Annotated in this window: 11 protein-coding genes and 1 pseudogene; 5 read left to right on the top strand and 7 right to left on the bottom strand. The window is 61.5% G+C overall.

Going from position 1 to position 14,491, the window contains the following annotated elements:
* Positions 1-95 precede the first annotated feature (95 nt).
* The 6 genes from Q1A59_RS16590 to Q1A59_RS16565 form a co-directional block, all read right to left on the bottom strand.
* Entirely contained in the window at positions 96-1,622 is a 1,527-nt protein-coding gene (locus Q1A59_RS16590; RefSeq protein WP_298490446.1) for a peptidylprolyl isomerase, read from the bottom strand.
* A gap of 3 nt (positions 1,623-1,625) precedes the next feature.
* Positions 1,626-2,045 (bottom strand): single-stranded DNA-binding protein, encoded by a 420-nt coding sequence (locus Q1A59_RS16585; protein ID WP_298400474.1) that lies wholly within the window; start codon positions 2,043-2,045, stop codon positions 1,626-1,628.
* Between the two features lie 53 nt (positions 2,046-2,098).
* Positions 2,099-2,512, bottom strand: a complete 414-nt coding sequence (gene rpsF, locus Q1A59_RS16580) for a 30S ribosomal protein S6 (protein ID WP_298400478.1) — start codon at positions 2,510-2,512, stop codon at positions 2,099-2,101.
* 181 nt (positions 2,513-2,693) lie between these two features.
* Positions 2,694-3,278 carry a nucleotidyltransferase family protein gene (locus Q1A59_RS16575; protein WP_298400481.1) on the bottom strand — a complete coding sequence of 195 codons (585 nt, stop codon included), beginning with the start codon at positions 3,276-3,278 and terminating at the stop codon, positions 2,694-2,696.
* Between the two features lie 78 nt (positions 3,279-3,356).
* On the bottom strand, positions 3,357-4,715 hold the full coding sequence (gene selA, locus Q1A59_RS16570; protein WP_298400484.1) for an L-seryl-tRNA(Sec) selenium transferase: 1,359 nt from the start codon (positions 4,713-4,715) through the stop codon (positions 3,357-3,359).
* Between the two features lie 3 nt (positions 4,716-4,718).
* Positions 4,719-5,960 carry a putative sugar nucleotidyl transferase gene (locus tag Q1A59_RS16565; protein ID WP_299645260.1) on the bottom strand — a complete coding sequence of 414 codons (1,242 nt, stop codon included), beginning with the start codon at positions 5,958-5,960 and terminating at the stop codon, positions 4,719-4,721.
* A gap of 423 nt (positions 5,961-6,383) precedes the next feature.
* Between Q1A59_RS16565 and Q1A59_RS16560 the strand changes: the two genes are divergently transcribed.
* The 3 genes from Q1A59_RS16560 to Q1A59_RS16550 all read left to right on the top strand — a co-directional run bounded on the left by Q1A59_RS16560 (position 6,384) and on the right by Q1A59_RS16550 (position 9,739).
* Complete coding sequence (locus Q1A59_RS16560) at positions 6,384-8,453, top strand: molybdopterin-dependent oxidoreductase (protein WP_298400491.1); 2,070 nt, start codon at positions 6,384-6,386, stop codon at positions 8,451-8,453.
* Positions 8,454-8,545: 92 nt separating this feature from the next.
* Positions 8,546-9,223, top strand: coding sequence for a family 16 glycoside hydrolase (locus tag Q1A59_RS16555; RefSeq protein ID WP_299645259.1), 678 nt, complete (start codon positions 8,546-8,548; stop codon positions 9,221-9,223).
* A gap of 63 nt (positions 9,224-9,286) precedes the next feature.
* On the top strand, positions 9,287-9,739 hold the full coding sequence (locus tag Q1A59_RS16550; protein ID WP_298400497.1) for a hypothetical protein: 453 nt from the start codon (positions 9,287-9,289) through the stop codon (positions 9,737-9,739).
* A 38-nt stretch (positions 9,740-9,777) separates the two neighbouring features.
* Here Q1A59_RS16550 and Q1A59_RS16545 read toward each other — a convergent pair whose 3' ends face one another.
* Complete coding sequence (locus tag Q1A59_RS16545) at positions 9,778-11,481, bottom strand: lipase/acyltransferase domain-containing protein (protein WP_298400500.1); 1,704 nt, start codon at positions 11,479-11,481, stop codon at positions 9,778-9,780.
* A 287-nt stretch (positions 11,482-11,768) separates the two neighbouring features.
* On the opposite strand from Q1A59_RS16545, the gene Q1A59_RS16540 reads away from it, so the two are divergent.
* Together Q1A59_RS16540 and Q1A59_RS16535 are read left to right on the top strand one after the other, a co-directional pair.
* Entirely contained in the window at positions 11,769-13,910 is a 2,142-nt protein-coding gene (locus Q1A59_RS16540; protein WP_298400503.1) for a hypothetical protein, read from the top strand.
* Positions 13,911-14,193: 283 nt separating this feature from the next.
* Positions 14,194-14,491, top strand: a pseudogene (locus tag Q1A59_RS16535) (hypothetical protein); the annotation flags it as partial.

Below are 14,491 nucleotides of genomic sequence, written 5' to 3'. Positions count from 1 at the left end.
CGCACTGCCTAGGGATGGAGTGCGGGAGTTTTTACCTGCCGCACTCCATCCCTGAGGATGTCAAACGCACCCTTCACGAAACCGGCGCTCCCCAATTACGGCGTCACCGTCGCCGTCGGCTCCGGTGTGACCGCAACGGTCGGCTCTGGCGTCGGCGTTGGCAACGGGGTCGGCGGGCCGGGCAAATAGGTCGGCACCAATGTCGGAACCGGCTCAGTTGGGAATGGCGTCGGCGTCGGCGTTGGCTCGGGGAAGCGCCGCACGTCGGCTGCAGCCCGTTGCTCAGCAATCCAACGATCGAACGCTTCGGTGCGCGCCTTCTGCAACTGATCCTCTTTCGACGGGATCGTCTGATCCGTCACTTCCAGAATATGCCAGCCAAACTGGGTTCGGATCGGATCGCTGATTTGGTTCACCGGCAACGCGAAGGCAGCCTGCACCAGTTCCGGCGGGTAGGTAGCACCGTTATCGGCAAAGCCATTGCGATCAAACGAACCGATGTCGCCCCCATTCTCGCGCGAACCGGGATCGTCCGAACGTTCGGCGGCCAGCGTCGCAAAATCGGCACCGGACCGCAATTGGTCGGCCAGCTCTTGCGCAGCCGGCAACGCCGCAGCAAAGGCCGCATCGATCTGCTCGGTCGTCGCATCTGCCGGCGGGTTGACCGCGATCAAGATCTGGCGCGCGCGCACCCGCTCTGGCTCAGTGCTGGCAACGAAGGTTTCTTCCGGCACCAGCCGGGCCTGAATCTGATTGTTGAGCAACCGATCGCGGTACTGGTCGAGCAACGCTTGGCGGAACTCGTCTTTGCTCAGCTCCGGATTTGCTTCAGTAGTGATTAGCTCAAGCTCGTAACGGCGATAAATCTCGTCGATAATCTGATCAAACTGCGTGCGCGCCTCAGCGGGTTGGGGTGTTGGCACTGGTGTAAAGGTTGGGAACGGCGTCGGCGACGGTTCTGGGGTTGGCGTTGGCCCACCGGGAGTCGGCGATGGCGTCGCCGTCGGTTCTGGCGTTGCTGTCGCCGCCGGATCAACCGTCGGCGATGGTGTTACATTCGGATCAGGCGTCGGAGTTGGTTCGGGCAGCGGCGGGATGAAGATAAAGGACAAATCGGCAACCGCTTCTTGGATTGCCGCATCGTCGCTGATCGTGATACCAAAGTCAGCCGCAGCCCGCTGTTTAAGCTGCCGATCAATCCAATCCGAAACGATCCGATCTTCAATCGCGGTATTGCGCAACCCGCGGATCTGCTGATCGATCACGATGCTGCGCCCCTGAAACTGCTGGGCAATCTGTGGGTTGCTGGCTCCAAACAGATCGAGCAACTGGAAATTCTGATAGATCTCGCGGGCGTAGGCAAGGCGACGTTCGCGCCAGTAATCGCTGCGGGTGAGGGTCGCTGCACCAACCTGCGCCACTGGCCGGCTGGGAATCCACAGTTGTTCGTAGATCAACCCGCTGACGATAGCTAATAGGGCAATCGCCAGCGCACTCGCCGTAGCGATAATGACCAGACGCTGACGGCGCTCTTCTTCGAGACGGCGGCGCGATGGGCGACGCGGCGCGGGAGGTTGCGCCGGCGCTTTTACGCTCCGTGGCGGCTTGGGTGTTTGTGACATAGGCTAGAATGGAATATCATCATCACTAATATCTGGCGGCGGTTCGCGACGGGGCGGTCGTGACGGTGAGTCGTCGGTGCGCGATTCGCGCTGCTCAAGCAAGATCATATCTTGCGCAACCACTTCCACCCGCGAACGAGCTTGCCCAGTTTGGGCATCTTCCCACGTCCGCGTTTGCAAGCGGCCCTCGATGTACACCCGCGCTCCCCGGCTCAGATACTGGTGGCAGATTTCGGCCAATCGGTTCCACGCAACGATATGAAACCATTCAGTCTCATCGTGTAGATTGCCGTTGGGATCGCGCCATTGACGGCTGGCAGCGACCCGAAAGGTAGTCACCGGCGTGCCGGTAGCAGTGTAGCGTAGTTCAGGATCGGCGCCAAGGCGACCAATGATCAAGACTTTATTTAAATCACGCGCCATGGCGCCCTCCACCACGACGAACTGCTGTCTTCACCGGCACGCTGGCGCAAGTGTTATTCGTCGCTCAGCGCCGGCTCTTCCTCTGACTCCGGCTCGACCGGCTCGACGAGGCTCGACTGAGTGGCTTTGTCCTCAACCAACACCAACAAGTGGCGTAAGATGTTGTCGTTCAACCGAATCGCCCGATCCAATTCGGCCACCTTCGACGCGCTCAAGGTGAGGGTGAAGAAGACGTAATACCCCTCGGTGAAGCTGCGGCGGCTGGCTTCGCCGGTCACATACTCGCGGATCGGGTAAGCCAGCTTGCGGCGCCCCCACGGCGACGATTGGCTCACGGTGTTGACTTGGCCCCCCAGTTGCTCGACCGTCTGCTTGACACGGTCGATGTTGGCGTTGATCCCCTCTTCGTTGGCGAAGAGCGGGCTAATGATGATGACTAGCTCGTACTCTCGACGACGATCGCGCACAAAAGCCTCCTCTGGTGATGTTCCGCTCGCCTCTCGCCCAGCGGCGCGATCCGGACGCAACGGCGGAACAGAAAGACGATTGGGAGCGTATTCCTGTTCACGCTCCCACGTGACATCATGCGATTATACCATATCTTATTTGGGCTGCGTTCGCCGTCCGCTGCGACGTTACGGCGTCACACTACTCTTGCAGTGCGCGCCACGCTTCCGGCGTATCGGCGTCGGTTATCACCGCCGGATCGTTCGTTTCATGCCAGACGATCTGATCGGTGTAACGATTGAAGACAGCGCGGGCGCCGGCGTCGCCGCGCAGCGTTGTCAGCTCGGCGAAGAGGTCGGCAGCGATGATCACGGGGTTACCGCGCTGGCTGCGGTAGACGGGCACGAGCGCGAGTGCCGCCGGCACGGCGCGATAGGCGTTGATCAATTCGTTGATGAGCCGCACCGTCACCAGCGGTTGATCAACCAGCAAGACCATCGCCGCAGTGGTATCGGCCGGCAACGCGCGCAACCCTACGGCGAGCGAGGTACCTAACCCTTCGGCATAAGCCGAGTTGGTGACGATCTGCACCGACAGATCGCGCAACGCGACCCGCACCTGCGCTTCGGCGGCGCCAACCACAACGGTAAGTCCGGCCAGTTGGCTGGCTAACGCTTCGGTAGCGATATGCGCGACCAGTGGCCGGCCTTTCCAAACTAGCAACTGCTTGGGTTGGCCCATCCGGGTCGATTGGCCAGCAGCCAGCAAGAGACCGACGATCTTCATGGTGTCACCTTGTTGGGCAGCGCGCCGCTCTGCCCTCGCTCGGCAACGCAATCCCCCGCGCGCACCTTCGCGCCCACGCTACTGGTAAGCCGCGATCAGCGCCTCGCTCAGCGTGGCGTCTTCGGCGGGAAAGACGCTGCGCAAGTCGCACACGACCTGCTCATCCATAATCCGGGCCACGACTGGCGGATCACCGGCGCGCAAGCGCGCGGCTAACGCCGTGGCAGTGCCGGTCGCCGGAACTAGCGCGACGCCAGCGCTAGGTTGGGTCGCGCCGGGGAGCGATCCGCCGCCGATCGCGCTCTCGCAGGCGATGGCGCGCGCCGACAGGCCGGCAGCGACTAGGGTGGCTGCCATCGCTTCCGCCCGCCGTTGCAATTCCGCCACCGGCGTGCTGATCAGTTGCCAGACCGGAATCTCACGCAGAGCCGCGCCGCGCAGGTAGCTGCGCAGCGTGGCAGCCAAACCGGCAATCGTACCCTTATCGACCCGTAGCGCACGGGCGAGCGGGTGGCGGCGCAATTGCCCAACGAGATCGCGCCGGCCCACGATAATGCCGGCCTGCGGCCCACCGAGCAGTTTGTCGCCGGAAAAGGTCACCAGATCGGCCCCGGCGGCAACGCTCGCTTGCACCGTCGGCTCGGCCTGCAACCCAAACTGGCGGGTATCGATCAGCGTTCCGCTGCCCAAATCGTCGAGCAGCGGTAAGCCGTGCTTGTGCGCCACTTCAGCCAGCTCGGCCAGCTTCGGCTCATGCACAAACCCAATTAAGCGGAAGTTGCTGGCATGGACGCGCAAGATCAGCGCGGTGCGCTCGGTGATGGCAGCTTCGTAGTCGCGGGCGTAGGTACGGTTGGTGGTACCCACTTCCACCAGCGTCGCCCCGCTCGCGCGCAAGACATCGGGAATGCGAAAGCCGCCGCCGATCTCGACTGCCTGCCCGCGCGAGATGATCACTTCGCGCCCAGCGGCCAGCGCAATCAAAGCTAGATAGACCGCCGCTGCATTGTTGTTGACCACCAGCGCCGCTTCCGCGCCGGTTAACCGCACCAGCAACGATTCCAGATGGACGTGGCGCGACCCGCGTTCGCCTGCCGCCAGATCGTACTCAAGGTTGCTATAGCCTGCCCCTACTGCCTGCATCGCTGCGCGCGCTGCGGCGCTGAGCGGGGCGCGGCCAAGGTTGGTCTGAATTACGACGCCGGTGGCGTTGATCAACGGGCGCAAGCTTGGGGCAAAGTTCGTCGCCAGCTCGGCATGCACCGCTGCCACTAACACCGGCAAACTAGGCGGCGGGCTGCCAGCGGCAATCGCTGCCCGTGCTTGCGCCAACACAGCCCGCGCCGCATCGCGAATCAGCTCGTGTGGCACGTCGGGCTGGCTAGTGCGCACCTCGCGGATCAAAGCATCAACGCTCGGCAAATGACGAAACGACATCGCTCACCCCAGACCATCGCGGCCCGGCTGCGTCAATTCAAACGCCTTGCGCAGCACCTGCTCGTAGCTCGGCGTCAGCTCGCGTTTACGCCGCGCCATCACAATCCGGGCCACGCTAATCATCGTATCGATCCGGTACTCGCGAAACACCTCGCCGCCCCACGTAAAATGCGGCACGTTTTTGGGTACGCTGTGCATGCCAAATACGTTCGAGCCGGTGCCAATCATCGTGCCGCCGGTCAGATGCAAGCCAATCCCTAATTTGACGTGATCGGCCAGAAAACAGCCCAACTTGAGAATGCCGGTATCGATTTGACCGATCCCCTCAAGCAACACTCGCACCGAACCATAGTTGTTCTTCAGATCGGAATTGGTCGTCATCGCGCCGATATTGACCCATTCCCCCAGCCAGCTATGACCGAGAAAGCCGTCGTGGTGCTTGTTCGAGTATCCCTGAATGATCGATGCTTCGACCTCACCGCCGACGCGGCAAACCGGGCCGAGACAGGTTTCAGCTCGGATGCGCGCGCTGGCAACTAGCGTCCCCGGCCCGATATAGGCCGGCCCCTGAATATAGCTGAACGGCTCGATCTGGGCCGCTTCGACAAACACCGGCCCGTCGCGGCTATCGAGCACTACCGGCCCAACCAACTGCGCCGTCGGATCGACATAAACGCGCTGGCCATGCGTGATCACGTGCGGCTGATCAGCCGTAAAGAGCGGTAACTGGCGCGCGAGCAACGGCTCATCGCGAATCAGTTGCTCGCCGGCTTGAGTAATCAGATCCCACGGGTAAACGAGCAACGCTGCCGGAACCTGCACCTCCACCACCCGCGCAAACCGCGCCAGCTCATTGCGCGCCGCCTCGCCCTGCTGCTCACGCAGATCATAGATGATCGCGCTCGCCAGCGCTGGCGACACTCGCGCGCCGAGTAACGTCTCACCCACGATGTACATCGTATTCACCGGCTCGCAGTCAAGCGCCGGCAACCACTCCAGATTAAGCGCGCGGCCATTCACAAACAGGATTGGATCGCTCGTGGCGAGCAGCTCGGCCAACCCTCCCGGCGGCCCAAAGTGCGGCATCAGGTGCGGACGGGCCAATCCACGCGCCGGGCGGCCAAGGATGACCGCTGCCCGCTCGCGAGCGGTAAACGCGCCACAACGCAGCTCAAAGACCGGACGGGCCTGCACCAAGGTGGCAAAATGGCGCCACTGTTCATCTTCAAACAGAATAAGGGTCATACGGATTTGGGAAAGACAGCCAATTGATCCCGGCTCGGTTCCCTTCCCAGCATAGCATAGATTGGGGCGCAAGTGATCTACGTCTTGCAAGAGTGGTTTTACCGATCACAACATTGGCTGGCGCTTGTGCGAGCAAGTCATGCGTCCCCACTCAGGCATGGCATTCCGCGAATCAGGAGATGGCTTCGGGCGCTCCGCGCCCGCGCTCTGATATTCGGAAAGCGCACTAAACTGTCATCAACCTGTAATCCACCGATATGCAAATATTATCCACAAAGTACGGCTAGTTATCCACATTTCTATCTCTTGTAGTGGAATATATGGGGATAACGAAGATAGAAGGTCAATCCGGCGGGTTGCAACAGCACCGTTCGCCTACGGTGCTACAATATGCCTAGCAAAAGTGAACTACTGGAGCGCGCTATGACCACCACTCTGATTCGCGGCTGCTGCCCGCACGACTGCCCCGACACCTGCGGCACTATCACCGAAGTGCGCGATGGCCGCGCGGTGGCGTTTTACGCCGATCCCGATCACCCAATCACGCAAGGTTGGCTCTGCGCTAAAGTGCGCCCCTACCTCGAACGGGTCTACAGTCCGGATCGGTTGCTCTACCCGCTGCGCCGGGTGGGGCCGAAGGGAGGCGGGCAGTGGGAGCGGATCAGTTGGGAGGAGGCGATTGCCACAATTGCGGCTCGCTGGCAGGCGATCATTGCCGAGTACGGCGCGGCGGCGATTTTGCCCTATTCGTACAGCGGCACGCTAGGGCTGTTACAAACCGCGATCGTTGATGCCCGGCTGTGGAACCGGATGGGGGCGAGTGGTCTTGATCGGACGATCTGCTGCGCCGCTGCCCACGCCGCCGTCTACGCCACCCTCGGCGCGCGGCACAGCCCCGATTACAACGATCTGTTGCACAGCCGCCTGATCATGCTCTGGGGGCACAACCCAGCCAGCGCCGGCCCCCACGCGATGCCGTTCATTCGGCAAGCGCAACGGGCCGGTGCGTATGTGGTGGCGATTGACCCGCGCCGTACCGCGACGGCTCGATCGGCTGACCTGCATGTGCCGATCAATCCGGCTACCGACGGCGCGCTGGCACTCGGCATGATGCATGTGATCTTCGCCGAGAATTTACACGACGAGGCGTGGCTGGAACAGCATACGAGCGGGTGGCGCGAACTGCGCGCCCGCGCCGCCGAGTACGACCCTGAGCGGGTGGCGGCGATCACCGGCTTACCGGCGGCAACGATTATCGATTTGGCCCGCCGCTATGCCACCACCAAACCGGCGATTATCAAAACTGCCGACGGTATTCAGCGCCACCAGAACGGTGGCCAAACCTTCCGCGCGCTGCTCTGTCTGCCGGCAGTGGTGGGGCAGTATGGCGTGCGTGGCGGCGGGTTTGCGTATTCCACCGGCGGCTACGCCACGTGGGATGGCGCCGCAGTTGGGCATAGCGCTGAATGCCCGCCCACACCGCGGATGATCAATATGAACCGGCTGGGGGCAGCGCTGACCGGCGAAGTGACCCATCCGCCGATTATGTCGCTCTTTGTCTATTGCGCTAACCCGCTGGCTTCGTCGCCCAACGCTAGCTTGATCGAGCAGGGATTGCGGCGCGACGATCTCTTCACCGTCGTGCATGACCTCTTTCTGACCGATACCGCACGCTATGCCGATATTGTGCTGCCGGCAACTAGCCAGCTTGAACATCTTGATCTGCACCGCGCCTACGGCCACCGCTACCTTACGCTTAACCAACCGGTGATTGCGCCGTTGGGGGAAGCGAAGAGCAATTGGGACGTGACCCGCTTGCTGGCGACGGCGATGGGCTATACCGAACCATGGCTGCACGAGAGCGCCGAGGAAGCGATCCGCGGCGTGCTTGACGCTTCGCGCGCGCGTAATCCGTTTCTGGCCGGAATTACCTACGAGCGATTGCACCGCGAGGGTACAGTACGATTAGCGTTCACACCGGAAACCGAAGTTCCGTTCGCCGATGGCCGCTTCCCGACGCCGTCGGGTAAAGTCGAGCTGTGGAGCGCGACCATGGCAGCACAGGGACTTGACCCACTGCCCCACTACGAACCGCCCGCTGAGTATATCGCTCATCCGTTGGAAGATGGCTGGCTGACCTTGATCTCAGCCGCGCCGCATCACTTCGTCTCGTCGAGCATGGCCAACCAGCCGAGTTTGCGCGCCAAAGAAGGGCCACCGAGCCTCGAAATCAATCCAGTTGACGCTGCGGCGCACGGGATTCGTAACGGTGATGAGGTGGTTGTTGGTAACCAACGCGGCGAATGCCGATTGCGCGCCGTGGTCAGCGATAACGTTCCGCCGGGAGTGGTTTTTGCTGCCAAGGGTCATTGGGCTTCGCTCTCGCCCGATGGCCGCAACGTCAATTGGACCACACCCGACGCCTTGGCCGATCTCGGCGGGCAGAGCACCTTTCACAGCAACCGGGTGAGGATTTGGCGTGCCAGTAAGTGATCCAACAGTGTAACAGGCGAGAAGTAGTCGTTGATCCACCCCCGCCGATTGCTGTGCGCTGTTGCGCTTTTGTCATCACAGGAGGCGTCACGATGACCCCCCCAAGCAGGAGAGACGCCGGCCAATCGTTCACTGAGTTGGCAATTCTGCTCGGATTGGTGGCAGCCGTTGTAGTGGTTGGGTTAACGCTCACAGGAGAGGGGACGCGCGACACGCTCTGCCGCGCGTCCAGCGCGTTTGGCGTGGAATGCGACGATCTGCTACGAGATGATTTTTCTAGCCTTGACAACTGGTCAATTCAAAATGGACGCTGGCAGATCCGCGATGGTCGCCTCTGCATTGATGGCCCCGGACGGATCTATCACCCGCTGGACCGGAATGACTATGTGATCAACATTGATCTAGCCCGCATCACTAAAGGCAACGGTTACGGCATTTTCTTCCGTGATTCAGGTGGGGCCAAATTCAACGGTTATTCCTTCCAATACGATCCGGGTTATGGGCGCGGCGCGTTCATCATTCGCAAGTGGATCAACGGCCACGAGCTGTCGATGCCGATTGCCCGTGTCGATGCGCCCCGTGGCTACGATTGGTATGGCGCTGATCGGAAAGTGCAGGTTGAAGTGCGCGGTGACACCTTTACCGCCTCTATTGACGGCCAACCGGTCGTGCAAGCGCGCGACAGCAGTTTTACCAGCGGTGGTATTGGCTTTCGCAGTTGGGATAGTACGAGCGCCTGTTTTGATAATCTCAGTGTGCGCAGGCCATGAGCGACGCGCATACGCGACAGAGGTTTGTATGCTCTGCGTTATGAATATGTAAGGAGGCGAGCGATGTCTGAACCGCAGAATTCATCGCAACCACCATCGGGCGGCTCCGTCAATCCCGATTATTACGTTCAATGGAAACCGCCGCTCATTCCACCCGGCCAAGGGCGGCGTGTGGTACGCATCGCGATTGCCGTGCTCGCCGTTGCGCTTGTGTTCATGGGAGCAGTCACGCTCTGGCGCAGTAATTTGATCGCGCTACCCGGCGGGCGTGGCGATATTATGGGGCGTGTTGCCGCGCCAACCGGCGGCGCCGTCGTCTTTGTGCTGCCGAACCCGACCGAAATCCCGGTTGCTGCCGATGGCAGTTTCACCGTGCCCAATGTGCCGGCGGGTCGCCAGATGCTATACGTCGCTCTAGCGGGGATGGCTTGGGAGGTGCCGGTCGAGGTACCTAATCAAGGATCAGTGGATGTAGGCGTCATCACGGTCGAAGTGACAGCCGAACCGGCCCAGTAACGGCGCGGCGGTGACAGCTACCGCCGCGCCCTCCCTGATTACCCCACCGCTTCCCGCACCTGCTCGAGCGCGGTGATGATCGCCAATGCCCACTCACGCTCGTCACCCACCATCGTTTTGCACAATTCGATGAGATTGCCAATCATCTGGCGACGCTGGTCTGGCGGCGCCGCCATCATCACATCGATGGCGGTGGCATCACCCTTGAGCGCGTCCTGTAGCCGATCGTCTGCTGCCGGCGCTGCGCCGAGCACCCCGCCGCGCTCGCTCATCGCCGCACCCAGCCGTTCGACAGCGGCAACCATTGTGCTGCGCGCGTCGAAATGCACCTGCGGCGGTTCATCGGCGCTACGCAGACTCACCGTGTAAAAGAGATCACTTTCGCGGGCAATCTCTCCCTCAACGGTGGTAATCACCGGCTCCGCTGCGGCTGTGGCGCCAGCGCCACCCAATACCGGCGGTTCACCCATGCCAACCAGCATCGCACCCACCGCAAAGTGACCGTAATCAGTGCCATGCAACGCAATTTGGTAGTCACCAGCCGCCGGATTATCAATCACCACCAGATTGAGCGCCTTGCCCGCATGACCATAATTGCGCCCGCGCACCCGCCGCTGCCGGCGTAGAGCACGACTTGGCGCTGCGCCCAACACGCCAGCCGGCGCCAACGGCGGCCCGGCTGGCACTGCGACCTCGACTGTAATTGGCGATGCGGTCATTACAACCAGCCGCGGGGTTGGCGACGCTGGCAAAGCTGCCGGCGCTGCGCCCAACACACCGGGGCTAATCCCCAACTCATCAAATACGAGCGCCAGCGCCTGCGGGCTATCGGGCAATGCGCCGTGGCTCACCGCAAGCGGCGGCAGATTGTTGGCCTGCGGCACTGTCGCCATCCGCTGCAACACCGTGCCATCGCCTTGCGCATCGTAATGGCGGCTGAGCGGCACGCCATCGGCGTAGCGCAGGGAATGATCGGTTGGCGGCGGGCCAACAAGGATAGTACTAAGGGTGTTAAAGCCGACGCCGGTGATCGTCGTCACCGCAACCCGCTGTGTCAGCGCCGCCACCGCTTGGGCTTGATTGGCCATTTCACCCCACAGATTGCGACTCGTCATCCCGGTAATCGGTTTAAGTTGCGGCGGATTGCCGCTGAGCAGGTAGTCGTCGATGGGCAGCAGATCACGCACACCGGGCACTTGGGTCTGGATGGTCTTCACCTTGTCGAGTTCGGTCTGGATCGGGTGAATGTGGCGCAAGTACCACAGATAGACCGCAAACACGGTGCGAAGCATCTCGTCGGCGTGCGGTTCGGCGCCGGCCCATGCGGTGTAAGCTTCCGCCGAGCCGCGGTGTGGCGTGCCGAGTGTGATCAGATGCGCCACATCGTTACGGTTTAGGTATTCAGGCGATTGGATATAACTGCGCGCCACCAAGCCACCCATACTGTGGCCGACCAAGACAACTTTGTTGGCATTGGCCGCCTTTTTGGCCCGATCGATCCAGCCGGTCAGATAACGCCGCGCGCTCTCGTCCACCGGCTTGCGCCAGTCGTAGAAGGCGACAAAGAGATCACGGTTACGGCGATAGCCGGCCTGCATGAAGGTTTGCAGCAGTGTTTTGCCATAATCAACGAACGGCGGAAAATTCCAGCCGTTCAAGGTGGGGCCACGCCAGTCAAGTAGCACCGGCAGGTTGAACGAACCGGTAAAGCCGGGGATGAAGATCACGGGCAGGCGTGACATAATAGTTCCTTCCATGTGGAATTGACCCAGCGGCGCACTGCACACCGAATTGAACGGCTCGACCGAGCGTTTTGAGGTATTACAGCCAGTATACGCGGGCAATCCGGCAAATGCAAGATGATGCTAGGTTTCCCTCTTGGCGGGCAAGCCTCCTGCCCTCTGCACCGGGGCGCACGCTGCTGGCCCCTGTATATCGTAGAGTGCGGCGGTGGTACTGCCGCATGCGCTCCCTAGGACGCAACCAATGCTTGCCTAAGCCAGCGTAATCTTCCGCTATAATGCGGGATATGAAGCAGCTTATCCTCTTCTATTTTGGGATCGCTCTGCTCGCCAGTTGCAGTCCGCCCCCTGCAAACCCAACCGATCAACTTCGCGAACCGTTCCGCAGCGCATGGCAAGCCGCTGGCGGAGCGCGCATCGGCCCGCCACTCAGCGAACCGCGCTGGGTAGATGGCGCACTGGTACAGTATTTCGCGACATTACGGATCGTTGCACTGGAAAACGGCGGCGCTGCCGCCGAACGGCTGCCCGCCGATTGGCGCGCGCAGACGCCAGCACCGGTGTTCGAGACACCACCGGCCCCCCAGCAAGCTTCGCTAGCGCTCACTACCCCAACCCTAACGGTACAGCCGCTGCAACCGGTGACGATCACGCTGCGCATCCCGGCGTACAGCGGCCCAGCAACAGTGCAACTCTACGATGCTGCCGGGATGCTCAGCGCCGAAGGCACGGCAATCGTCACCGATGGCGCGGGTGAAATAACGTTGCCGGCGGGTGGCGCGCTTGGCCCACAGTGGGCAGTGGCATTCATCGATGGCCGGCTAGCTGGCGCGCAAAGCCAGATCGTCACCCTCGATGCCCAGACGGCGCTGATCAGCGGGCAAAGCGACATCGACTTGCTCTATCCACGCATTCGCCGGCTGATGACTGAAGCACGAGTGAGGTATGAACTGAATGGCCGCCTCATCAGCGGTTACCGCTCACCCGACAACCCGCTGCTCTGGTTGCGCGATCACGTCTATCAGGGGCGCGGGTTTCGCTACTTCGAGCACGATGTTACCAGCTTGCTCGACGCTTTTCGCGATGCCCAATTCCCCGATGGCAGCCTGCCTGATGTGATTGACTACCCTGAACGGTACGTTACAGCGTTCCGTAAAGAGGTCGAATCCGACCTTGAGTTTCTCTACATTCAAGGGGTCTACGAAGCGTGGCAGATGACCGGCGATGATGCATGGCTGCGCAGCCACCTGCCGGCTATGCGCCGCGCAGTCGAGTACATTACTACCAATCCGTTGCGCTGGAATGCCGAACGAGGCCTAGTGCGCCGGCCCTACACCATCGACATGTGGGATTTTGCCTACGGCCCGACTACAATCAGTCCCGACGGCAAACCCGCCCCACGCCACTGGATCGAGCCGGACACGATTTGGGGGACCTTCCACGGCGATAATACCGGGTTAGCGGCAGCGTTGATGTTGCTGGCCCGCATCGAGCAGCGAGTGGGCGAACCGGCATGGGCCGAGCGCTACTTCCGCCTCTCGGATGAAATGATGCAGCGGCTGAACGAGCTGGCGTGGAATGGTCGCTTCTTCACCCATTTCGTCCCCGAAGACCCGGCCTTTACCCCGGCGGGAGTCGATGCGACAGAGCAACTGAGCCTGTCGAATGCGTATGCGCTTAACCGTGGCGTGCTCTCGGCAGCGCAGGCGCAGGCGATTATCAGCAGCTACTATGAGCGGCGCGATTTTTCGCGTTCCTTTGCCGAATGGTACAGCATCGATCCGCCCTTCCCGCCGGGCAGTTTCGGTATGGCCGGCGGCAAGGGCGAGCAACCGGGCGAGTATGTCAATGGCGGGATTATGCCATTAGTCGGCGGCGAGTTGGCTCGTGGCGCATTTACCTTCGGCTTTGAGCCGTATGGGCTGGATCAGCTCCGCCGCTACGCCAACTTACTGCGCTTGACCAATGCTTCGTACCTGTGGTATTACCCCGATGGCCGGCCCGGCATTTCTGGCCCCGACACGATCCCCACCGACGGTTGGGGCGCGAGCGCGATGCTTGGTGCATTGTTTGAAGGGCTAGCCGGCATTGTTGACACCGCAAGCCGCTACGATGATGCGATTATTAGCCCCCGTTGGCCGGCTGAACCTGCTATCATGCAGGCATACGTCGTCGCCCGCTATCCTGCCTCTGATGGTTACGTCGCGTATCGCTGGCAACGCGAAGCACAAAGCTTGCGCTTGTACCTTACCGGTAGCGGTCGCACCGCCTACGTGCGTTTTATGCTACCGCCCGATGCCAGTGACGAAGTGACCATGACGGTGGCTGGCCAGCCGGTCACACCGGTGATAGAGGAGGTTGGCCTAAGCCGCTATGCCGGCGTTGCGCTCGACCGGCTCAACGTCGAGGTGGTGGTAGCGTGGCGATAGGAAAGCGCAAGCTGGTTGGCACGCGGTGGCGACCATAGCGCCCTTACCGAGCCTATGGAATGCGGCAGTGCAACGGCCGCACTCGCTAGAAGCGTAGCAATCCCTTATGCGTATCGGTTGCTTCAGCTCAGACATGGTATGCGCTAAAGCGGGAGATTGCTTCGGGCGCGGGGCAATGCTTGGCATCGCCTTATACCCTCGCAATGACAACAGCGCGCGCCAACGCAAACGATGCGGTGACATACACATACGCCAGCATACGCTCGCGTTCAAGGAGGTTCGTGTGCCGCACCCAGCCTTTCGCCCGGAAGAACACGGCTTTGCCTTCATCAATGCATGGCCGCTCAATCTCGAACAGACGGCGGAATTGCGCCAGACGCTCAGCCGTTCAGCGCAGACGGCGGCACGCGACGTGCGTGCCTCAATCGGCGGGTTCGATATTAGCGGGATGGTGCAGCGAGTGGCCGATATGTGGGCCGATGCCAACCTGCCGACCCATTATGGCATGTGCGGCGGCATGGCGTTCGCCGCTGCCGACTATTTTCGCGCGGGTACGCCATTGCCGCGCGGTAAGGATTGGA

This window comes from uncultured Chloroflexus sp., from assembly GCF_937951745.1.
In the GTDB taxonomy this organism is placed as follows: domain Bacteria; phylum Chloroflexota; class Chloroflexia; order Chloroflexales; family Chloroflexaceae; genus Chloroflexus.
The sequence above is the reverse complement of the archived record's forward strand: the minus strand, read 5'-3'. Positions and strand labels throughout refer to the sequence as shown.